Here is a 21,683-nt window from a genome sequence, read left to right on the forward strand (position 1 = left end):
GTCCGGGGCGCCGGCCTACAGCACCCGGGCGCCGTGGACGGGGCCGTGCACCGCGACGGCGGCGACCCCGGTGCGGTCCTCGATCCGCGCGGCGAGCTGGTAGGACTCCTCGGCGCTGCGGGCCAGGAACATGACGGTGGGCCCTGAGCCGGAGACCTGGCCGGCCAGGGCCCCCTCCTCCAGGCCGACGTCCAGCATGTCCGACAGCTCCGGGACCATGGCCGCCGCCGGGACCTGCAGGTCGTTGTGCAGCAGCAGCGCCAGCCGCTCCGGGTCGCCCGCGGTGAGGGCCTGGACGAGTTCCGGGTCCACCGCGGGCTCGTCCTCGGGGGCCGGCAGCGTGCCGTCCGCGCGCAGCTCGTCCAGCAGCGCGTAGACCTGCGGGGTGGACAGTCCCGTGGTGGCGGGCACGAGGACCAGGTGGACCGGGTGGCGCGCGAGCAGCGGGGTGAGCTCGTCCCCCACCCCGAGCCCGACGGCGGCACCACCGGTCACCGCGAAGGGCACGTCCGCGCCCAGGTCCGCGCCGAGGTCGGCCAGGTCCTGCCGGGACAGGCCGGCGTCCCACAGCGCGGCGCACGCCACGAGCGCGGCCGCGGCGTCCGCCGAGCCCCCGCCCATGCCGCCGGCCACGGGGACCTGCTTGGTGATCTCCAGGTGCACGCCGTGGGTGGCGGGGTCCAGGCCGAGCTGCTCGCGCAGCAGCAGGGCGGCCCGGGCGGCGAGGTTGGAGGCATCCTGCGGGATGGCCTCGGGGTCCACGAAGACGCTCGAGTGGTCGGACAGGGACACGGAGACCTCCCCGTCGCCGCGGGGCGTGGCGGTGACCTCCTCGAGCATGGACACGGAGAGGTAGACGCTCGCCACGGGGTGGTAGCCGTCCTCCCGGGGGCCGCCGACGGCCAGGGCCAGGTTGACCTTGCCCGGGGCCTGGGCCGTGACGTGGCTGAAGAGCCGGGTGCTCCCGGCGGTGGCGTCGGACGGGCTCATGCGCCGGCCTCCCCGGCGGCGGGGACCGGACCGGTGCCCGCGGGGCGGGCGGCGGCGATGCGCGCGAACTGCTCGATGCCGAGGACCTCTCCGCGGGCGCGCGGGTCCACGCCGGCGGCCAGCAGCGCGGCCTCCGCGGCGGCCGGGGAGCCGGCCCAGCCGGCCAGGGCCGCGCGCAGGGTCTTGCGCCGCTGGGCGAAGGCCGCGTCCACCACCGCGAACACCTGCCGGCGCGTGGCCGGGGTCTCCGGAGGGGTCCGCCGGGTGAGGGAGACGAGCCCGGACTGGATCTTGGGGGCCGGCCAGAAGACGTTCTTGCCGATCGTGCCGGCCTTGCGCACCTCCGCGTACCACGCGGCCTTGGCCGAGGGCACCCCGTAGACCTTCGATCCGGGGGCGGCGGCGAGCCGGTCGGCGACCTCCTCCTGGACCATGACGAGCCCGTGGCGCAGGGAGGGCAGCTCGGCGAGCAGGTGCAGCAGCACGGGCACCGCGACGTTGTACGGCAGGTTGGCCACGAGGGCGGTGGGCGGCCCCGCGGCGGCGGCCGGGCGGACGGAGTCCACCTCGGCGGCGGTGACGCGCATCCCGTCCGCCAGCAGCACGCCCAGCCGGCGCTCGGCGCCCGGACGGAACTCGGCGGCCGTGCGGGCCAGCCGGCCGGCCGGCACGGGGTCGATCTCCACGGCGGTGACGGCGCCGGCGGCGTCCAGCAGCCCGAGCGTGAGCGAGCCCAGTCCCGGGCCCACCTCCAGGACGTGCTCGTCCGGTGCGGTGCCCGCGGCGGCGGTGATGCGCCGGATGGTGTTGGGGTCGATGACGAAGTTCTGCCCCAGGGTCTTGGTGGGCCGCAGGTCCAGTTCCGTGGCCAGCCGGCGGATGTCGGCGGCGGAGAGCAGGGGGGCGTCGGGTGCGGTCACGCGCTCCATCCTACGGTGGCGCGGCCGTGCGGGGGCGGCACCGCCCGGTGCTGGGGACGGCGCTGGGGACGGTGCTGGGGACGGACCGTCAGAACTCCCCGTACACGCGCCGGGTGTTCTCCGCCACGGCGGTGCACAGCGCCTCCTCCGCCACGCCCCGCACCCGCGCCATCCCGCGCACCGTCAGCGGCACGAGGTAGGGCGCGTTGGGCCGTCCACGGTGGGGGTGGGGCGTGAGGAAGGGCGCGTCCGTCTCCACCAGCACCAGGTCCTCCCGCGCCTCGGCGAGCGCGGCCCGCAGGCCGTCGTTGGCGCCGAAGGTCACGGGGCCGGCGAAGGACATGTACCAGCCGTGCTCGTTGCACGTCCGGGCCAGCTCCACGTCCCCGGAGAAGCAGTGGAACACCACGGTCCCCGGCCGCCGCGGGGTGTCCAGCAGGATCCGCACCACGTCCTCGTGGGCGTCGCGGTCGTGGATCTGGACGGCCTTGCCGAGGCGGTGGGCGAGGTCCAGGTGCCAGCGGAAGGCCTCCTGCTGGGCCCCCACGCCCTCCGGGCCGGTCCGGTAGTAGTCCAGCCCGGTCTCCCCGACGGCGCGCACGCGCGGGTGGGCGGCCATCTCCTCGATCTGCTCCAGGGCCGCCTCGAGGTGGCCGCGCTCGGCCAGCCGGGCGGCGTCGTTGGGGTGGATGGCCACGGCCCCGAGGAGGCGGGGCTCGGCCTCGATGGCCGCGAGGGTGAACCGCGCGGACTCCACGTCGCAGCCGACCTGCACGGCGCCGGCCACCCCCACCGCCGCGGCGGCGTCCATGGCCTGGTGCACGTCCACGCGCACGAGCCCGTCGCGGAAGTCCAGGTGCGTGTGGTTGTCCACCACGGGCACCGCCAGCGGGTCGGGGGCCGGCGGGTACTCCAGCCGGCGCCGCCGCCGGGACTTCTCCTCCGCGGGATCCCGGCGCCGCTCCCCGGCGACCGCTCCCCCGGTGGCCGCGGCACTGGCGTCCTCGGCGGGCCGGTAGGCGGCCGGGGTGGCGGGCTCGGCCGCGGCGGCGCGGGCGGGCCCGGCGGTCTGGGCTGGATCGACAGGCACGGCGGGATCGGCGGGATCGGCGGTGGGCATGGTCCCCATGCTAGGGCCACGCCGGGGCCTGCATCGGGGCGGGCCCTGGGCGCCGTGCCCTCGGGGAGTGCGCCCGGGACCGCGCGCCCGGCTGGCTACGATGGACGGATGAGTGAACCGCTGGCCACCGTGCTGTTCGTCTGCACGGGCAACATCTGCCGTTCCGCCTACGGGCAGCACCTGCTGGCCCGCCAGCTGGAGGAGGCCGCGCCGGGCCGGTACCGCGTCGCCTCCGCCGGGACGCAGGTCAACCCGCGGCTGACCGTCCCGCCGCAGGTCCACGCGCTCGAGCGCGCCGGCGCCCTGGCGACACTGGCGGAGCACTCCCCCACGCAGCTGTCCGGGCGCACCGTGGCGCGGGCGGACCTGCTGCTCGGGGCCACCGCCGAGCACTCCGCGGCGATCCTGCGGGAGACGCCGGGGGCGCTGAACCGGTCCTTCACCATGCTCGAGTTCGGCGCGGCCGCCCGCGCGCTGGCCACGGGCACCCTCCCGGCCTGGTCCGCCCCGGAACCGGGGGCGACCACGCTCGCCGAGGACGTGCGCTCGCTGGCCCGCCACGTCGCGCGGCACCGCCCGGCGGTGCGCGCCGCGCTGGACACGATCGACCTGCCGGACCCCTACGGCCGGGAGGACGCCGCGTACACGGCCATGGCCGCGGCGCTGGAGCCCGCGGTGGACGCCATCACCGACCTGCTCGCCGGGCTCGCCCGCCGCGGCTGAGCCGCCGTCGGGACCGGGCCGCCGCCGGGAGCGCCGCCGTCCGGACCGGGCCGGTCAGCGGCCGGGGGCCGGGTGGAAGCGCTGCTGGGCCTTCTCCAGGCCCGCCTCCACCAGCTCGACGACGGCGTCCGCCGCGCGGTCCAGGTGCAGCGGCAGCAGCTCGCGCTCGGTGGCCGTGAACGGCCGGAGCACGAAGTCGGCGGCGGGCTGGCGCCCCGGGGGCCGGCCGATGCCCACCCGCACGCGCGGGTAGTCCTTGGTGCCGAGCACCTGGGAGATCGACTTCAGCCCGTTGTGGCCGCCCTCGCCCCCGCCGGTCTTCAGGCGCAGGGTGTCGAAGGGGATGTCCAGCTCGTCGTGGACCACCACCACGCGCTCGGGCGGGATGGAGTAGAAGCGCGCCAGGGCGCCCACGGGGCGCCCTGACACGTTCATGTAGCTGGCCGGCTTGGCCAGGATGAGTTTCGGCCCGCCGGGGGCCACGTGCGCGGTCCCGACGGCGGCCCCGGCCTTGTGGGCCGTGAGCCCGGTGCCGTAGCGCCCGGCCAGCTCGTCCACGACCATCTGGCCCACGTTGTGCCGGGTGCGCGCGTAGTCGGGCCCGGGGTTGCCGAGCCCGACCACGAGCCACGTCGAGGGGTTCCCCGCCGAGGGCGCACCCTTCACGTCCACGGGGAGGCTCAGGCCTCGGTCGGCTCGGCGGGGGCCTCGGCGCCCTCGGTGGCCTCGGTGGCCTCCGCGGTCTCGCCCAGGTCCTGCACGATCGGCTCGGAGACGGTGGCGATGACGTGGTCCTCGGCCAGCTCCAGGGTGACGCCGGCGGGCAGCTTCACGTCGGAGGCGTGCACGTGCTGGCCGGCCTCGCGGCCCTCGACCTCGATCGTGACGTTCTCGGGCAGGTGGGTGGCCTCGGCCAGCACCGGAACGGTGACCTCCTCGAGGTTGAACACGGCGCCCGCGGCGATCTCGCCCTCCACGTGCACCGGCACGTCCACGACGACCTTCTCGCCGCGCTGGACGACCAGCAGGTCGAGGTGGTCCACGGTCTGCTTCAGGGCGTTGCGCTGGATGTCCTTCGGCAGCACCAGGTGCTCCTGGCCGTCGTGGACCAGGGTCAGCAGGGCGTTGGGGTTGCGCACGGCCAGCGTGGTCTCCTGGGCCGGCATCAGGATGTGCACCGGATCGCCGCCGTGGCCGTAGACGACCGCGGGGATCTGGCCGGACCGGCGGGCCTGGCGCGAGGCGCCCTTGCCGAAGTCCTCGCGCAGGGTGACCTGGATCTTGGTATCGCTCATGGTTTCCTCCTGTACTTCCTCACCGCCGCCACCGGTGGTGGGGCGGGCCTTCCAGGCAGGACATCGCCGCGTCCGGCCGGGCGGTCACGGCGGACCCGCTCGGGGATCCGCCCCGGCCACGGTCCGGGGGTGCGGCGGCCTCGTCGATCACGGAGCGGGACGCTCCCTCGCCTGGGCAACGCCGACCATCCTACCAGTAGGCTGGTCCCCACCGGCTCCGCCGTGGCATCCGCATCCCTGATCCCCCAGGAGGACCCGTGGAGGACCCGCACCAGGACTGGGAGGCCGGCGGGGACCGGCTGACGGCCACCGCGGGCGCCATGCTGAGTGCCATGGACTCCGTGCTGGACGGCCGCCCCGGCGCGGTGCGCACCGCCGTGCTCGTCCTGCTGGCGGGCGGGCACCTGCTGGTCGAGGACGTGCCGGGCGTGGGCAAGACGCTGCTGGCCAAGGCCCTGGCCCGGACGGTGGGCGGGACCGTCAGCCGCATCCAGTTCACCCCGGACCTGCTGCCCTCGGACGTCACCGGGGTGGCGGTGTTCGACCCGGAGCGGCGTGGCTTCGAGTTCCGCCCCGGGGCCGTGTTCGCCAACGTGGTGATCGGCGACGAGGTCAACCGTGCCTCGGCCAAGACCCAGTCCGCCCTGCTCGAGTGCATGGAGGAACACCAGGTCACCGTGGACGGCACCACGCACCCCCTGGACGCCCCGTTCATGGTGGTGGCCACGCAGAACCCCGTGGAGTCGGAGGGCACCTATCCGCTGCCGGAGGCCCAGCGGGACCGGTTCATGGCCCGGATCACCATGGGCTACCCGGACGAGGACGCCGAGCTGCGGATGCTGCGCGCCCACCACCACCCGTTGCCCGCGGCCGCCCCCGTGAACCGGCTGGCCCCCGTCACCACCACGGAGGAGGTGCTGCGGATGATCGGTGCCGTCGCCCGCGTGCACGTCTCCGAGCCGGTGGCCCGGTACGTCGTGGCGCTGGGCCGGGCCAGCCGCGAGGACCCCGAGGTGCTCGTGGGGGCTAGCCCCCGCTCGCTGCTGCAGCTCACCCGGGCGGCCAAGGCGGAGGCCGCCCTGTCCGGCCGGTCGTTCGCCACCCCCCAGGACGTGGCGGACGTGGCCCGCGTGGTGCTGCCGCACCGGCTGCTGCTGCGCCGCCGCACCGCCGACGAGGCGGCCCGGGCCGAGGCGGTCGTCGACCGGCTCCTGCGCTCCACGCCCGTCCCGGCCGGCGACTGAGGGCGGGGCGGGGATGGGCGGCGGCACCGGGACCCGGGTCCGCGGACCGCTGCGCCCCACGGCCCGGGGCCTGGCCGTGGGCACCGCCGCCGCCGTGCTCGTGCTCGCCGGGCCGGTCCTCGGCCGCAGGGAGGCCCTGGCCCTCGGCCTGTTCCTCGCGGTGCTCGCCGCCGCGTCCCTCGGGGTCCTGGCGGTCCACGCCGGCCGGGTGGGCCGGCGGCGGCTGGGGCGCACCCTCGTGCCGGAGGCCGTGCCGGCCGGGGGCACCGTGCGCGTGTCCCTCTCCGGCACGGCGCCCGGGCTGCACGACGCGCTCCCGGGCCGCGACCCGGTGCCGGTGCCCTCCGGCAGCCACGACTGGCCGGCGGCCCGCCGCGGGGTCTACGACCTCGGCCCCGCCACGGCGGGGCTCATGGGACCCTTCGGCCTGTGGTCGGCGCGCGTCACGGTCGCCGGGACCGGCCGGGTGCGCGTGCTGCCGGCACCCCCCGACGACGCGGTCCTGGACGGGCTGTTGCGCGCCGGGCTGGGCGGGCGGCACGCGGCGGACCTGCTCGGCCGGCACGCCGCCCCGGACGACCTGCTGGTGCGGGAGCACCGGGACGGCGACCCGCTCACCCGCATCCACTGGGGCGCCACCGCCCGCACCGGGCGGGTCATGGTGCGCCAGGAGGAGTGGGCGCCGGACCCGTGGACCGCGGTCGTCCTGGACTGCCGGGCCGTGTCCTTCCCCGCCGGCCGCCGGACCGTGGAGGGCGGCGCCGGGCGGCGGTGGAGCACCTCCGGGGACTTCGAGCGCGCCGTGTCCGCAGCCGCGGCGGCCGCTGACCGGCTGCGCTCCGCCGGGCACCGGGTCCTCGTGCTGGACCAGGACGGGGCGCCGCTGGAGGAGGACCTCGCCGCGGCCGTGCTCACCCCGGCCCTGCGGGAGGCCTCCTGGCCGGCCTCGCTGCCGGCCGGGACCGCGGCCGTCGTCGCCGTGCTGGGCGCTGCCGTCACCCGGGACCTGCCGGTCCTGGCCTCCCTGCCCCGGTCGCTGCGCCGCGCCGCCGTGCTGGTCGGCGTGCCGGACGCCGGGCTAGCCGGCCCGGGGAGCGCGGGATCCGGGGACGGCGGGCCCGCCCGGGCGCTGGAGCGGGCCGGCTGGTTCATGGCCGAGGTCCCGTCATGACGGCCCGGTCCTCCCGCGCGGCGGCCTCGGGACTGCTGGCGGCGCTGGCGGGGGTCCTGGTCCTGTCCGCCGGGGCGGCCCTGGCCGGGGCGCTCGACGCCCCCGTGGCCGCGTGGCTGGTCCCGGCGGCGGTGCCGGCGGCGTGCGGCCTCGCCGCCGCCGCGCTCACCCGCTGGCTCGGTGGCCGGACGGTCCAGCCGCTGCTGGCGGGGCTGGCCGTGGCCGCGGTCGCCTGGTGCCTGCAGTGGTGGCCGGAGACGCTGTTGGTCGGCCTGGCGCCGCAGCCGGCCACCGCGGCGGCGATCGCCGAGTCCGCCGACCGGCTGCGTCAGGTGATCTGGACCGAGACCGCGCCCGTGGACCCCTCGCCCCCCGTGGTGGCCGGCGTGGGGGCCCTGCTGGCGGTCACCGCCCTCGTCACGGACGCCGTCGCGGTGGGACTGCGCTCCCCCGCCCTCGCGGGCCTGCCGGCGCTGGCGTTCGTCGGCGGCGCGGGGGTCCTGACCACGGGCGTGGCGCCGTGGCCCGCGCTGGCCCTGGCCGCCGCGGCCTGGCTGGGACTGCTGGCGGTGGGCCGCGAGGAGGTCCTGGACCGCGTGCTGGACCGGGCGCACCGGCCCGGGGCCGCGTCCGGGACGTGGCCGGCCGGCGCGGCCGTGGCCGGGACCGCCGCCGTGGCCGCCCTGGTGATCGCCGCCACCCAGCTCCCCCTGCTCTCCTCCGGCCTGGCCCCGGAGGGCCGGCGCGTGGTGCTGGGTCCGGGCTCGGGGCCGGTGGACCCGGCGGCGGACCTCGGCCGGGAGCTGCGCAGCGGCACCGGCTACGCGGGCATCCGCTACGAGACCGAGGACGGCCGGGGCGTGTACCTGCGCACCGCCGTCGTCGACGACGTCTACGACGCCCCGTGGGAGGCCTCGCCGCCGGGCCCCGGCGCCCCCGGCCGGACCGTCCCGGAGCTCGAGCCGGCCGGGGTCCGGCTGGCCGGCGGCGCCGGGCGGTTGCGGTCCGGGTCCGGCCCGCCCCGGTCGGAGGTGCGCCTCGTCCTGGAGGGCTGGTCGGGGCACTGGGCGCCGCTGCCGGACCAGTCCTGGATGGTGGACGGGCCCCTGGGCCAGCGGGGGTGGACCCTGGACCCGGCCACGGCCTCCGCCTACCGGCCCGCGGCCGAGCCCGTGGGCCTGGCGTACCGGGCCGCCGTCGTGCCCGTGCGCCTGGGGCTGGCGGACCTGGCCGCCCGCGCCGCCCCGGGGGCGCCGCCGGAGGTCGCCGGGCGGTGGGGGCCCGCACCCGAGCTGGCCGGCTCCGCCCTCCAGGACCTCGCCCGGCGGGTCACCGCGGGGCGGACCGGGCCGGTGGAGCAGGCCGCCGCCATCCAGTCCTACCTGACCTCGCGGCGCTTCAGCTACTCCGAGACCGCCCCGGCGGAGGAGGGCTACGACGGCTCCGGCCTCGAGATGACCGAGCAGTTCCTGCGGACCGGCGCGGGGTACTGCATCCACTACGCCTCGGCGATGGCCATGATGGCGCACGCCGTCGGCATCCCGGCCCGGGTGGTGGTCGGCTACGCCCCCGTGGCGGCCCGGGGCGGGGAGCACCGCGTGACCTCGGACCGCGCGCACTCGTGGCCCGAGCTCTACCTCGGCGGCGTCGGCTGGGTGCCCTTCGAGCCCACCCCCGGGGTGGGGCGGACCCCGCCGTACGGGCAGCTCGCCGCCGGCCCGCGCGGGCCGGTCGAGGACCCCGTCATCGGCGATCCGCCCGCGGCCGCCGGGGACGCCCCCACCGCCTCCCCCGAGCCCCCGGACGGCACCGCGGAACAGGGCCCCGCGGCCGGGGACGGGAACGCGGCCGGGGCCACCGGCCGGCTCGCCGCGGGGGCGGTGCTGCTGGCCGCGCTGGCCGGCGTGGCGGCGCTGCCCCGCGCACTCAGGACCCGACGGCGGCGCCTCCGGCTGGGCGCCCGGCCGCGGGTCCGGGGGCCGGGTCCGGGCCGGCACGCGGAGGCGCTGCGGGCCGCCGTCGGGAGTGCCTGGCGCGAGCTGGAGGACACGGCGGTCGACCTGCGCCGCGGCCGCGCCCCGGCCGAGTCCGAACCGGCCCTCGGACGCCGGCTCGCGCGGGCCGCCGGCGGCGGGGAACCGCACCGTGCCGTTCCGGGCCGCGGGGACGGCGGCGGGGACCCGGATCCCGGCGCCACCGCCGACCGCATCGTGGACGCGGTCGTGTGGGCCCGCTACGCCCCGCCGGACGCTCCCCCGCCCGCGGACGCCGGGCGCACCACCGAGCGGGTGGCGACCCTGGTCGCGGGCCTCGAGGCGGCCGCGGAGCCGGCCGTCCGGCGTCGGGCCCGGTGGCTGCCGGCGTCCCTGCTGCCCCGCGCGTCGCGGGCGCCCGCGACGGCCCGGGCGCCCGGACGCGTGGCGTCCGCGGGGCCCGGGGAGCCGGCCCCCGGGGATCCCGGAAGCGCGACGACCCGCCACCGGTCGGGGGCATCGCGGTCGGATGCGCCCCGTCGGTGACGGGTCGTGGCACCGGGTGCCGGCGTGGGGTGCCGGCGTGGGTGCGGTGCTACTTCTTCGCCGCGTACGGGTCGGCCAGGCCGATGTACTGCACCGTGGTGTACTCCTCGATGCCCTCGGCGCCGCCCTCGCGGCCCAGGCCCGACTGCTTCACGCCGCCGAAGGGGGCGGAGGCGTTGGAGATGACGCCGGCGTTGAAGCCGACGAGCCCGAACTCGATCTGCTCGGAGACCCGGAACATCGTGTTGACGTCCCGGGTGTAGATGTAGGAGGCCAGCCCGTACTGGGAGGCGTTGGCCAGCTGGATGGCCTCCTCCTCCGTGGCGAACGTGGTCACGGGGGCCACGGGGCCGAAGATCTCCTGGGACAGGATCGGGTTGTCGCTGCCCACGGACAGCAGGGTGGGGAGGTAGAAGTAGCCTTCGCCCTCCTTCGGCTTGCCGCCGGTGACGACCTCGCCGCCGGCGGCGACGGAGTCCTCGACGAGCTGGTGGATGTCCTGGCGGGCGCCCTCGTCGATGATCGGGCCCACGGTGGAGTCCGGCTCGGTGCCTCGCACCGGGTTCAGCGCGGCCAGGGCGGCGGCGAACTTGGCCTTGAACTCCTCGGCCACGTCCTCGTGCACGATGAAGCGGTTCGCGGCGGTGCAGGCCTCGCCCATGTTGCGCATCTTGGCGGCCATGGCGCCCTCGACGGCGGCGTCCAGGTCGGCGTCCGCGAACACCAGGAACGGGGCGTTGCCGCCGAGCTCCATGGAGGTGCGCAGCACGTTCTGGGCCGCGTCCTGCATCAGGCGCACGCCCACCGGGGTGGAGCCGGTGAAGGAGACCTTGCGCAGGCGCGAGTCCTTCATGAGCGGGCCGGAGATGGCCGAGGCGGAGGAGCCGGCCACGACGTTGAGCACGCCGGCGGGCAGGCCGGCCTCCTGCATGACCTGCGCGAACAGCAGGGAGGTCAGCGGGGTCAGCTTGGCGGGCTTGAGCACCATGGTGCAGCCGGCGGCCACGGCCGGGGCGACCTTGCGGGTGGCCATCGCCAGCGGGAAGTTCCACGGGGTGATCAGCAGGGACGGGCCCACCGGCTTGTGGGTGACGATCATCTTGTTCTTGCCCTCGGGCGAGGTGAAGTAGCGGCCGTAGTGGCGCACCGTCTCCTCGGAGAACCAGCGCAGGAACTCGGCGCCGTAGGCCACCTCGCCGCGGGCCTCGGCCAGGGGCTTGCCCATCTCGAGGGTCATCAGCAGGGCGAAGTCCTCGGCGCGGGCCGTGACCATGTCGAAGGCGCGGCGCAGGATCTCGGCGCGCTCGCGCGGGGCGGTGAGGGCCCACTCGGCCTGCGCCCCGGCGGCGGCGTCGAGGGCGGCGAGCGCGTCATCGGAGTTGGCGTCCTGGATGGACAGCAGCACCTTGCCGGTGGCCGGGTCGTGGACGTCCAGGGTCTTGCCGGAGGCGGCGTCCCGCCACTCTCCGTTGATCAGCAGGCCGGTGGGGACGGACTGCAGCAGTTCCTGCTCGCGTTCGGCGGTGACAGTCATGGGGAACCTCATTTCCGGTCGGTCGGCTCGGTCGGCCGGCGGCGTCTCGCCGTCGTCGGGGACCGTTCACCCCAGACTACTGCCGCCCGTGGGGCCACCCTGCACAGGTCACATTGCGACACCGGTGCACTGTGCGGCCCCGGAGGCGGGGCGTGCCGGCCGGCGCGAAGGGCTACTGCCGCGAGGCCAGGACCGCCTCGTAGAGCTCGCGCTTGGCCACGCCCCGGGCGGCGGCGACGGCGGCCACCGCCTCCTTCAGGCGGGTCCCGGAGGCCACGAGGACCTCGACGTCGGCCACCTGGCCCGCGGTGTCCGTGTCCGGGGCCGCGGTGGCCCCGGCCGTGACGATCACGATCTCCCCCTTGATCTCCTTCGAGCCCGCCCACTCGACCAGGCCGTCCAGGCTGTCCCGGACGACCTCCTCGTGCAGCTTGGTCAGCTCCCGGGCCACGCACGCCGGCCGGTCGGCCCCGAAGGCCTCCCGCAGGGAGGACAGGGTGGCGGCGAGCCGGTGGGGGGACTCGAAGAAGACGAGGGTGCGCCCGTCCCGGGACAGCTCGGCCAGCAGCCGGGCGCGCTCCCCCTCCTTGCGCGGGAGGAAGCCCTCGAAGGCGAACCGGTCCGTGGGCAGCCCGGACAGGGCCAGGGCGGTGGTCACCGCGCTGGGGCCGGGGGCGCAGGTCACCGGGACGTCCTCGCGGGCGGCGGTGGAGACGAGCCGGTAGCCGGGGTCGGAGACCAGCGGCATGCCGGCGTCCGTGACCACCGCGACCACGGCCCCGCCCCGGGCGGCCGCGAGCAGCTCCTCGGTGGACTCGCGCTCGTTGTGCTCGTGGTGGCTGACGACCCGGCCCGCGATCCGCACCCCGAGGCCCTGGGCCAGGTGGTGGGCGCGCCGGGTGTCCTCGGCCGCCACCACGTCCGCCGTGGCCAGCAGGTCCCGCAGGTGCTGCGAGGCGTCCGAGAGGTTGCCGATGGGCGTGGCCGCCAGCACGATCCGGCCGCCGACGGTGGCGTCGGACGGAGCGGGGGTCCCGGGGGTCTGCGGAGCGGCCATGCCTCCATGCTAGGCGTGCCCCGGTCCGGCCCGGCCCGCGCGGTCCCGGCACGTACGATGGCAGGGTGCTCCCGTCCCCGCCCCTCGGCCCGCCGGCCGCACCCGCCCTCCCGCCGGTGTCCCGGCCGGTGACGGCGGCCCCCGGGCCCGGCCCGCGGGGTTGGCTGGACGCCCCCGCCCACGCCTACACGGAGGCCGCGCTGCGGCTGCGGCTGCTCGGCGAGCGCTTCCGCCCCGGACACTGGGGCTGGATCGTGCCGCTGGCCGTCACGGTGGTGGCGGCGGTGCTGCGCCTGGCCCGCCTCGACCACCCGGACCAGCTGATCTTCGACGAGACGTACTACGTCAAGGACGCCTACACCCTGCTCCGGGCCGGGTACGAGCTGGACTGGCCGGAGGACCACGACGCGCAGTTCGCCGCCGGCGACCCGCGGCCGCGGGACTCCCCCGAATACGTGGTGCACCCGCCACTGGGCAAGTGGCTCATCGCCCTGGGGATGCTCGCGTTCGGCACGGACCACGGGCTGGGGTGGCGGTTCTCGGCGGCCGTGGCCGGCACGCTGTCCGTGCTGCTGACCGCCCTGGTGGCCCAGCGGATGTTCCGCTCGGTGTTCCTCGGCGGGATCGCCGGGCTGCTGCTGGCGGTGGAGGGACACCACCTGGTGATGTCCCGGACCGGCCTGCTGGACATCTTCCTGTCCTTCCTCGTGCTCGCCGCCTTCGGGGCGCTGCTGCTGGACCGGGACCACGGCCGGGCGCTGCTGGCCCGGCGGCTGGCGGCCGTGGCGGACCGCCACGGCGGGGTGCCGCCGTCGTGGGCCCTGCGCCACGGGCCGTGGCTGGGCTGGCGCCCGTGGCGGATCCTGGCGGGCGTGCTGCTGGGCGCGGCGTGCGGGGTGAAGCTGTCCGGCCTGGCGTTCATGGCGGCCTTCGGGCTGATGAGCGTCCTGTGGGACGCCAACGCCCGCCGCGTGGCCGGGATCCGGCACTGGCTGGGGGCCGGGGCCGTGCGGGACGGGCTGCCCGCCCTGGTCGCCGTGGTGGGGGTCGGCGCCGCCGCCTACCTCGCCACCTGGACCGGCTGGCTCGTCACCTCCGGCGGCTACAACCGGCAGTGGCACCTGGCCCATCCGCCGCAGGCCTGGTGGGAGCACCTGGTCCCGGGGGCGCTGCGGTCCCTGGTGGACTACCACGTGCAGTCCACCCGGTTCCACGGCGGCCTGGCCTCCGGCCACGCCTACGCCTCGAACCCGTGGACGTGGCCGTTCATGGGCCGGCCCACGTCCTTCTACTACGAGGGCCACGAGGCCGGCGAGGCCGGCTGCGCGGTGCGGTCCTGCTCCGCGGCGATCATCGACCTGGCCAATCCGGTGATCTGGTGGGCCGGGCTGCTGGCCGTGCTGGCCCTCGTGCTGCTCTGGGCCGGCCGCCGGGACTGGCGCGCCGGGGCGATCCTGGGCGCGTACGCGGCCGGCCAGCTCGTGTGGTTCCTGTGGCCCGAGCGCACCATGTTCTTCTTCTACACGGTGGCGTACACGCCCTTCCTCGTCCTGGCCGTCACGCTGTGCCTGGGCGTGCTGCTGCGCGCCGGCGGCCCCGCGCTGCGCCGCCGGAACACGGCCCTGGTCCTCGCGTTCGTCCTCGTGGCCCTGCTGGCCAGCGCGTTCTTCCTGCCCGTGTGGACGGGTGAGACGATCCCCTACGACCACTGGCGCCAGCGGATGTGGATGAGCAGCTGGATCTGAGCCGATAGCATCGCAGGAGACACCCCCGTCCCTCACGCCGGGCCGCCGCGCCCGGCACCGTGGAAGGCAGCGACATGGACAACCCCCAGGAATCCGGCACGGACCAGGTCGCCGAGCTCCCCGCCGAGACGAACGCGACGGACCACGTCCTCGCCGTGGCCGCCGCCCACCCCCACGCCCCCGCCTACGCCGTGCGCAACGGCGCCGGCGGCTGGATCGACGTGTCCTACGCGGCGTTCCTGGAGCAGGTGCGCGCCGCGGCCAAGGGCCTCATCGCCCGGGGGGTGCGACCGCGCTCCATGGTGGCGATCATGGCGCCCACGAGCTACGAGTGGGCGGTGATCGACCAGGCGATCTGGTTCGCCGGGGCCACGTCCGTGCCGGTGTACGAGACGTCCTCGCCCCTGCAGGTCCGGCACATCCTGGAGGACTCGGGCGCCCGCCTCGTCTTCACCGCCGCCGAGCGGCACTCCACCGCCGTCGAGCGCGCGGCCGGGCAGGGCGGCCTCGAGGTGGACGTGCGGCCGCTGGACGCCGCGGGGCTGGCCGCCCTCGCCGAGGACGGGCGGGGCGTCTCCGACGCGGCGCTGGAGGCCGCCCGCTCGACCGCCACCCTGGCCGACGTCGCGTCCCTCGTCTACACCTCCGGGACCACCGGCAAGCCGAAGGGCACCCGGATCACGCACGGGAACTTCGCCGTGGGGGCGGTCAACATCCTGCCGTTCGCGCAGGACATCGTGGGCCACGGCGAGCAGCGCACCCTGATGTTCCTGCCCCTGGCCCACGTGCTGGCCCACGCCGTGCAGTACATCTGCCTGCTGGGCCGCATCCAGGTGGCCCATGCGGCGGACCTCAAGACGCTCACCGCGGACCTGGCCTCCTTCCACCCCACGTGGCTGCTGGCGGTGCCCCGCGTGTTCGAGAAGCTCGACGCCGGCGCCGCGGCCGCGGCGCGCGAGGCCGGCACCGGCAGGCTCTTCGGCGCCGCCCGGGCCACGGCGATCGCGTACTCGGAGGCACTGGACGCCCGGGAGCGCGGCGAGGGCACCGGTCCCGGGCCGGCCCTCCGCGCCCGCCACGCGCTGTTCGACCGGCTCGTCTACCCGCGGATCCGGGCCATCCTGGGCGGCTCGGCGCGGTACACCGTCTCGGGGGCCAGCGCGCTGAACCCGGAGCTCGCCCACTTCTTCCGGGGCGCGGGCCTGGGCATGCAGGAGGGCTACGGGCTGACGGAGACGACGGCGCCGGCCACCCTGAACATCCCCGGCCTCACCCGCGTGGGCTCCGTGGGGCTGCCCGTGCCGGGGACCACGGTGCGGATCGCGGCCGACCAGGAGATCCTCGTCCGGGGCCCGATCGTGTTCGACGGCTACCACGGGCTGCCCGAGGAGACCGCCGCCGCGTTCGACGACGAGGGCTTCTTCCGCACCGGGGACATCGGCCGCCTCGACGCGGACGGCTTCCTCTACGTCACCGGCCGCAAGAAGGAGATCATCGTCACCGCGGGCGGCAAGAACGTCTACCCCACGCCGCTGGAGGAGGCCATCCGCTCCTCCGGGATCGTCGCCCAGGTCGTGGTGGTCGGGGACGGCCGGCCGTTCGTGGGCGCCCTCGTCACCCTGGACCGCGAGGGCCTGGCGCAGTGGGCGCGCGCGCAGGGCCGGCCGGTGCCGGACCTGGCCGCGGCCAGCACGGACCCGGACGTGCGGGCCGAGGTGCAGCGAGTGGTGGACACGGCCAACGAGCACGTCTCGCGCGCCGAGTCCGTGCGGAAATTCGTCATCCTCGACGCGGAGCTCTCCGAGGAGTCCGGGCACCTGACCCCCTCCCTGAAGCTGCAGCGCAAGGTCGTCATGGCGGACTACGCTGCGGCGGTGGAGGAGCTGTACGCGCCCTCCGCGTGAGGACCCCGCTTGCTACGCTGGCCGGGACCGAGTGATCACCCGCAGGACCGGCCGATCCACCGATCGTCCGGACGACCGACCAGGAAGCAGGTCACCGTGGCAGACATCGATCCCCAGAGGGCACGGCAGGATCCCGAGGAGGCCGCCGAGGCCACCCGGGAGCACAGCGGCTACAGCATCGAGGGCGACACCCCGCCCGCCGAGGGGCTCGGCGTGGGCCCCACGAACCCCGAGATGGACGTCGAGCGGCGCGGCGAGGGGGCCAAGGGCAAGACCTGGCTGGTGCTGGTCCTCGCCCTCGTCGTGGTGTTCGTCGTCCTGGCGATCATCGGCCGCATCGCCGGGATGTTCTGATCCGGGAGGACACGGCCGGCCACGGGGCCGGCGAGCCGGGGCCCACCCCCGGCGGTCCCGCGGGGGAACTGGCCGAGGACCGGTACGTCGGCGGCCGGGACCTGACGCGCTGGGACACGCGCCTCGGGAACCGGCTGGCCGAGTCGGCCCACCGCGTGGGCAGCGCACTGGGGCCCCACCAGGCGCTCATCCTGGTCCTGGCGATCGGCGCCGCCGTCGCCGCGCTCATGACGTGGCTGGCCTCGGAGGTCTACGAGGCGGTCACCCAGGCCGACGGCGTGGCGAGCCTGGACCGCCCCGTGCTGCGGGCCATGGTCGGGTGGCGCTCGACCGCCCTGGACACGGCCGTGACCGCCTACACGAACGTGGGCGGGGTGGTCGGCATGCCCGTGGTCGCCGTGACGGTCATGCTGGCCCTGGCCCTGCGGCGACGGTCCTGGACCCCGGTCATCCTCGTGGCCGCCGCCGGCACGGGCTCGCTGCTGATGACGGTGGCCGGCAAGGACCTCATCGGCCGCACCCGGCCGCCCCTGGCGGACGCCGTGCCGCCCTACGAGTACTCGCCGTCCTTCCCCTCGGGACACTCCCTCAACGCGCTCGTGATCGCCGGGACCGTGGCGTACCTGCTGTTGCTGCGCCAGCACTCGCGCGCAGTGCGGGTCCTCACGATCGCCCTGGCGGCCGCGTTCGCCCTCACCATGGGGCTCAGCCGCGTGTTCCTCGGGCACCACTGGCTCACGGACGTCCTCGCGGCCTGGCTCCTGGGGGCCGGCTGGCTCGCCGTGGTGGTCACCGCGCACCGGCTCTACCTCACCACCCGCCGCGCCGAGCGGCCCGGCGGGGCCGCGCCCGACGACGGCCCGGTCCCGGGCGGCGCCGGCCGCGCCTGAGGCGGGGGGACGGGGATGCCGCCGCCCCGGAGGGCTAGCGGCCGCCGTCGGGCACCAGGGCATCCACGATCCGGCCGAGCTCGCCCAGGCCGCCGGACCGCGCCATCGCCTCCGCCATCCCCTCGGCGGCGCGCCGGTAGGACGGGTCCTCGAGGACGGCCCGCACGGCGTGCGCCAGCCGCTCCGGGCTCGGGGTCTCGGACCGCAGCCTGCGGCCGACGCCCGCCCACGCCACGCGCGCCCCGACCTCGGGCTTGTCCTCCAGCCCTCCCGTGGTCACCACCGGCACCCCATGGCACAGGGCGTAGTGGACCCCGCCGTAGCCGCCGTTCGTGACGTAGACGTCGGTCCGCGGCAGGAGCTCGTCGTAGGGCAGCATCTCCGCGGCGCGGGCGTTCGCGGGCAGCGGCGGCAGCGTGTCCAGGGACCGGCCCCCCGTGGAGACGACCACCAGGACGTCGTCGCCGGCGAGCCCCTGCAACGCCGGGACGATGACCTGCCGCAGGTCCTTGTTCGCGAACGTGCCCTGCGTGACGTGGACGACGGGACGGCTGCCGTCCAGCTCGTCCCACCACGGCGGCAGCGGCGCCCTGGAGGGGGACAGCACAGGGCCGATGAAGTGCAGGTTCTCCGGGGCGTCGGATCGTGGGTACTCGAACGCGGCCACCGTGAACTGGGCCAGCGCCTCCGCGTGGCGAGGCCAGTCCAACACGGGGAAGCCCAGCGGCCGACCGTGGAGTCCGCGGTTGATCCCGTCCGCCGACGCGTTGACCGGCGCGAACAGGGTCCGGTCCATCACCGCGGACAGCGCCCGGTTGCGCCACCGGCCGACCGGTCCCCGCAACGGGGGCAGCCCCAGCCCGATCGGGGCCGTGTCCCGGCTGGCCAGCAGCAGCGGGATGACCCCGCACGCCACGATCGGCGGTCGCGTCCCTCGGGTGTGGCCCAGCAGGAAGGCGGCGCCGAGGAACGCGGTCTCCGCCAGCAGGACGTCGACGGGCTCCTGCGCGTGGCACGCCATCACCGTGCGGTACTGCTCGCGTCCGGGCCTGACGATGTAGCGGTCCGTCTGGCTGATGGCGAGCTTGAGGCCCTTCATCGTCGCGGAGTCCGGGTTCTGCGCCACGAGGTCCAGCCGGTCGTCGTAGTCGGCGGCCGGCGGCAGGGGGACGAACTCGGCGCCGGTGGCACGCACGTCGTCCGCGAAGCGGGCGCCGGTGAGGAAGCGGACGCGGTCAACGGGCCATGTCCTCCCGGTCCTGCCCTCGAGGGCTCAGGCGGCGTCGGCCCAGTCGGTGCGCCGCCGGACGAGGTCCTGCTGCGCCAGCCGGGACTCGCGGCGCCGACGGCGCGTGGGCCACGTGCCGATGAGCACGGCCACGAGCGTCACCAGCACCACGGCGGCCACGGCGATGCCGGCGTCCATCCAGAACTGGCCCGGGTAGAGCCGGATCAGGGCGTCGCTGGCGCGGAACGTCCACGTCCCCTCCGCGAAGAACAGGCCGTGGAAGGCCGCGAAGAACTGCTCCCAGCCCAGCGCGGCGAGCACGGCCAGCGCGACCAGCGCCACCAGCATCCACGCCGACCCGGCGAACAGGGCCCGGCGGATGCCGCCCTTGGCCGTGCGGGACAGCGCCACCATGAAGGCGAGGCAGGCCACCGCCAGCACGAGGCCCACGGCCATCGTCACGAGCATGACGAGCTTGACGTCCGCCATGTGCGCCACCTCCCCGTCCGTGAACAGCGGGGCGCCGCCGTTCCGCAGCTCGGCGAGGTACCGCGCGGGGGCGGCGTTGAAGAGGTAGTCCATCCCCGCGGACCCGTAGGTGAGCCGGTCCTCCGTGGTGAAGCCGTAGGGATCCGCCGGGAAGCCGGGGCGTTGGTACTCGAGCCACAGGAACACCGGCGAGGCGACGAGCCGGACGGCCGCGACCAGCACCACGACCGGGAAGAACAGGGCGAGCAGCACCTGCAGCACGCGCGGGGCGGTGGAGGGGCCCTCGAGCGCCTCGTCGCGGGCCGCGGCGCGGGCCTCGGCCTCGCGCAGCTCCCGCCGGCGGTCCTCGGCGTCCGCGGGGTCGGTGCCGAAGCCGCGGTAGTCCTGCGCGACCGGCGCGGGGACGGCCCCCGGACCCGCGGTCCAGGCGGTCTCGGGCTCCGGGGCGGCGGTGGCGGTCACGACGTCGGCCCGCGCCCCCGGGGCGCCCGGCCGCTCGTCGTACGGGACGGCGTCACCGGCGGCGAGCCGGCCGAGCTCGTCGCGGTCGATCGCCTGCGTCGACCCGGCCGCGTCATACCCCTCGCCGGCGGCGGGGCGGTCGAGCGCGACCGTGTCGGCCTCGCCGGCGCCCCGGTCGACCGGGTCCGCGCCGGCCGCGGTGCGGTCGAGCGCGACCGTCTCGGCGCCGTCGTCCTCCTGGTGGGCGCCGTAGTCCAGTCCGCTCTCGAACTGCGGGGCGTCCTCGCGGTCCCCGGTGGCGTCTTGGTCGCCGTTGCCTGACGTCCTGCGTGCCATGGTGCTGCCTCCCGCTCGTGCCGGACTGCCCGGATCTCGGCCACGAGCCTAGTCGGCGGGCCGGTCCCCGCGGCGGGGGCGCACCGGTCCCCGGCCGGGTTCGGCCGGGGACCCGCGGACGGTCAGTACCGGTAGTGGTCCGGCTTGTAGGGACCGGCCACGTCCACGCCGAGGTACTCGGCCTGGTCCTTGCTCAGCTCGGTCAGGTGGGCGCCGAGGGCGTCCAGGTGCAGCCGGGCCACCTTCTCGTCCAGGACCTTGGGCAGGACGTAGACCTGCTTGCCGTAGTCCAGGCCGGTGATCGAGCCGTGGCGGGCGAACAGCTCCATCTGGGCCATCACCTGGTTCGTGAAGGACGCGCTCATGACGAAGGACGGATGGCCCGTGGCGTTGCCCAGGTTCAGCAGGCGGCCCTCGGAGAGCACGATGATCGAGCGCTCGGTGTCCTGGCCGGCGTCGAAGGTCCACTCGTGGACCTGGGGCTTGATCTCGGTCTTGACCACGCCGGGCACGCGGGCGAGCCCGGCCATGTCCAGCTCGTTGTCGAAGTGCCCCACGTTGCCGACGATCGCCTTGTCCTTCATCCGCAGCATGTCCTCGGCCATGATGATGTCCTTGCCGCCGGTGGTGGTGATGAAGATGTCGCCGGACTCCACCACCTCGTCCAGGCGGACCACCTGGTAGCCGTCCATGGCGGCCTGCAGGGCGTTGATGGGGTCCACCTCGGTGACGACCACGCGGGCGCCCTGGCCGCGGAAGGCCTCCGCGGCGCCCTTGCCCACGTCCCCGTAGCCGCACACCACGGCGGTCTTGCCGCCGATCAGCACGTCGGTGCCGCGCATGATGCCGTCCGGCAGGGAGTGGCGGATGCCGTACTTGTTGTCGAACTTCGACTTGGTCACGGCGTCGTTGACGTTGATCGCCGGGAACAGCAGCTGCCCGGTCTCGGCCAGCTGGTAGAGGCGGTGCACGCCCGTGGTGGTCTCCTCGGTCACGCCGCGGATGCCCTCGGCGATCCGGGTGAACCGCTGCGGATTGGCCGCGAGCGAGGCGCGCAGGGTCTCCAGGATGATCTGGTACTCGGCGGAGTCGTCCGTGGTGGCGCTCGGCACCGCGCCGGCGGCCTCGAACTCCACGCCCTTGTGGACCAGCAGCGTGGCGTCGCCGCCGTCGTCGAGGATCATGTTCGGGCCGCGGGACGGATCGGCGTCCGAGCCGGGCCACACGAGGATCTGCGAGGCGGTCCACCAGTAGTCCTCGAGCGTCTCGTTCTTCCAGGCGAACACGGGCACGCCGGCCGGGGCCTCCGGGGTCCCGGAGCCGACCACGACGGCGGCGGCGGCCTCGTCCTGGGTGGAGAAGATGTTGCACGAGGCCCAGCGGACCTCGGCGCCGAGGGCCACGAGGGTCTCGATCAGCACGGCGGTCTGGACGGTCATGTGCAGGGAGCCGGCGATCCGGGCCCCCTTGAGCGGCTGGGCCTCGCCGAACTCCTCGCGCAGGGACATCAGGCCCGGCATCTCGTGCTCGGCCAGGCGGATCTGGTGCCGGCCGGCCTCGGCCAGGGACAGGTCGCGGACGGCGAAGTCGAACGTGGCCCCGGGGACGGTGACGCGGTTGGCGTAGCCCGGGTCGGTGGCGGGGCTCGGGGCGCTGTCGGCAGGGTTCTCAGTCATGCGTCCCAGCCTAGGGCAGGCGCGAG

At 76.1% G+C, this 21,683-nt stretch carries 18 protein-coding genes; 8 read left to right on the top strand and 10 right to left on the bottom strand.

Annotation, left to right across the window (positions count from 1 at the left end):
• Positions 1–15 precede the first annotated feature (15 nt).
• The 3 genes from E7744_RS11030 to E7744_RS11040 all read right to left on the bottom strand — a co-directional run bounded on the left by E7744_RS11030 (position 16) and on the right by E7744_RS11040 (position 3,030).
• Positions 16–990 carry a 4-(cytidine 5'-diphospho)-2-C-methyl-D-erythritol kinase gene (locus E7744_RS11030; protein ID WP_137774161.1) on the bottom strand — a complete coding sequence of 325 codons (975 nt, stop codon included), beginning with the start codon at positions 988–990 and terminating at the stop codon, positions 16–18.
• Positions 987–1,919, bottom strand: a complete 933-nt coding sequence (gene rsmA, locus E7744_RS11035) for a 16S rRNA (adenine(1518)-N(6)/adenine(1519)-N(6))-dimethyltransferase RsmA (RefSeq protein WP_137774162.1) — start codon at positions 1,917–1,919, stop codon at positions 987–989. The genes E7744_RS11030 and rsmA overlap by 4 nt, the downstream gene beginning before the upstream one ends.
• 79 nt (positions 1,920–1,998) lie before the next feature.
• Positions 1,999–3,030 carry a TatD family hydrolase gene (locus E7744_RS11040; RefSeq protein ID WP_246858413.1) on the bottom strand — a complete coding sequence of 344 codons (1,032 nt, stop codon included), beginning with the start codon at positions 3,028–3,030 and terminating at the stop codon, positions 1,999–2,001.
• A gap of 108 nt (positions 3,031–3,138) precedes the next feature.
• Between E7744_RS11040 and E7744_RS11045 the strand changes: the two genes are divergently transcribed.
• Positions 3,139–3,753, top strand: coding sequence for a low molecular weight phosphatase family protein (locus E7744_RS11045; protein ID WP_137774163.1), 615 nt, complete (start codon positions 3,139–3,141; stop codon positions 3,751–3,753).
• 54 nt (positions 3,754–3,807) lie between these two features.
• On the opposite strand, the gene pth is transcribed toward E7744_RS11045, so the two are convergent.
• Together pth and E7744_RS11055 are read right to left on the bottom strand one after the other, a co-directional pair.
• A complete protein-coding gene (gene pth / locus E7744_RS11050; protein WP_246858414.1) occupies positions 3,808–4,425 on the bottom strand; it encodes an aminoacyl-tRNA hydrolase in 618 nt (205 codons plus the stop codon).
• Positions 4,426–4,433: 8 nt separating this feature from the next.
• On the bottom strand, positions 4,434–5,048 hold the full coding sequence (locus E7744_RS11055) for a 50S ribosomal protein L25/general stress protein Ctc (protein WP_137774164.1): 615 nt from the start codon (positions 5,046–5,048) through the stop codon (positions 4,434–4,436).
• A 257-nt stretch (positions 5,049–5,305) separates the two neighbouring features.
• Here E7744_RS11055 and E7744_RS11060 point away from each other — a divergent pair, with 257 nt between their 5' ends.
• Genes E7744_RS11060 through E7744_RS11070 form a run of 3 tightly spaced genes read left to right on the top strand, consistent with a single transcriptional unit; the run spans position 5,306 to position 9,982 of the window.
• Positions 5,306–6,292, top strand: coding sequence for an AAA family ATPase (locus tag E7744_RS11060; protein ID WP_371415339.1), 987 nt, complete (start codon positions 5,306–5,308; stop codon positions 6,290–6,292).
• A gap of 13 nt (positions 6,293–6,305) precedes the next feature.
• Complete coding sequence (locus E7744_RS16510) at positions 6,306–7,463, top strand: DUF58 domain-containing protein (RefSeq protein ID WP_137774165.1); 1,158 nt, start codon at positions 6,306–6,308, stop codon at positions 7,461–7,463.
• Positions 7,460–9,982 carry a transglutaminase-like domain-containing protein gene (locus E7744_RS11070; RefSeq protein ID WP_137774166.1) on the top strand — a complete coding sequence of 841 codons (2,523 nt, stop codon included), beginning with the start codon at positions 7,460–7,462 and terminating at the stop codon, positions 9,980–9,982. The genes E7744_RS16510 and E7744_RS11070 overlap by 4 nt, the downstream gene beginning before the upstream one ends.
• A gap of 49 nt (positions 9,983–10,031) precedes the next feature.
• Here E7744_RS11070 and E7744_RS11075 read toward each other — a convergent pair whose 3' ends face one another.
• Together E7744_RS11075 and rsmI are read right to left on the bottom strand one after the other, a co-directional pair.
• Positions 10,032–11,516, bottom strand: coding sequence for an NAD-dependent succinate-semialdehyde dehydrogenase (locus E7744_RS11075; protein ID WP_137774167.1), 1,485 nt, complete (start codon positions 11,514–11,516; stop codon positions 10,032–10,034).
• A 172-nt stretch (positions 11,517–11,688) separates the two neighbouring features.
• A complete protein-coding gene (gene rsmI / locus E7744_RS11080; RefSeq protein ID WP_137774168.1) occupies positions 11,689–12,573 on the bottom strand; it encodes a 16S rRNA (cytidine(1402)-2'-O)-methyltransferase in 885 nt (294 codons plus the stop codon).
• 65 nt (positions 12,574–12,638) lie between these two features.
• Between rsmI and E7744_RS11085 the strand changes: the two genes are divergently transcribed.
• The 4 genes from E7744_RS11085 to E7744_RS11100 all read left to right on the top strand — a co-directional run bounded on the left by E7744_RS11085 (position 12,639) and on the right by E7744_RS11100 (position 17,466).
• The gene (locus E7744_RS11085) at positions 12,639–14,318 is read left to right on the top strand and encodes a dolichyl-phosphate-mannose--protein mannosyltransferase (RefSeq protein ID WP_246858416.1); all 1,680 of its coding nucleotides are present in this window, start codon (positions 12,639–12,641) and stop codon (positions 14,316–14,318) included.
• Positions 14,319–14,392: 74 nt separating this feature from the next.
• A complete protein-coding gene (locus tag E7744_RS11090) occupies positions 14,393–16,222 on the top strand; it encodes a long-chain fatty acid--CoA ligase (RefSeq protein ID WP_137774169.1) in 1,830 nt (609 codons plus the stop codon).
• 96 nt (positions 16,223–16,318) lie between these two features.
• Positions 16,319–16,576, top strand: a complete 258-nt coding sequence (locus tag E7744_RS11095; protein ID WP_137774170.1) for a DUF6480 family protein — start codon at positions 16,319–16,321, stop codon at positions 16,574–16,576.
• A 68-nt stretch (positions 16,577–16,644) separates the two neighbouring features.
• A complete protein-coding gene (locus tag E7744_RS11100) occupies positions 16,645–17,466 on the top strand; it encodes a phosphatase PAP2 family protein (protein ID WP_137774171.1) in 822 nt (273 codons plus the stop codon).
• 34 nt (positions 17,467–17,500) lie between these two features.
• On the opposite strand, the gene E7744_RS11105 is transcribed toward E7744_RS11100, so the two are convergent.
• The 3 genes from E7744_RS11105 to ahcY all read right to left on the bottom strand — a co-directional run bounded on the left by E7744_RS11105 (position 17,501) and on the right by ahcY (position 21,657).
• Positions 17,501–18,661 (bottom strand): glycosyltransferase, encoded by a 1,161-nt coding sequence (locus E7744_RS11105; protein ID WP_137774172.1) that lies wholly within the window; start codon positions 18,659–18,661, stop codon positions 17,501–17,503.
• A gap of 78 nt (positions 18,662–18,739) precedes the next feature.
• A complete protein-coding gene (locus E7744_RS11110) occupies positions 18,740–19,981 on the bottom strand; it encodes a TIGR01906 family membrane protein (RefSeq protein WP_137774173.1) in 1,242 nt (413 codons plus the stop codon).
• Positions 19,982–20,103: 122 nt separating this feature from the next.
• Entirely contained in the window at positions 20,104–21,657 is a 1,554-nt protein-coding gene (gene ahcY, locus E7744_RS11115) for an adenosylhomocysteinase (protein ID WP_137774174.1), read from the bottom strand.
• Between the last annotated feature and the right edge of the window lie 26 nt (positions 21,658–21,683).

This window comes from Citricoccus sp. SGAir0253 (assembly GCF_005877055.1).
Classification (GTDB): domain Bacteria; phylum Actinomycetota; class Actinomycetes; order Actinomycetales; family Micrococcaceae; genus Citricoccus.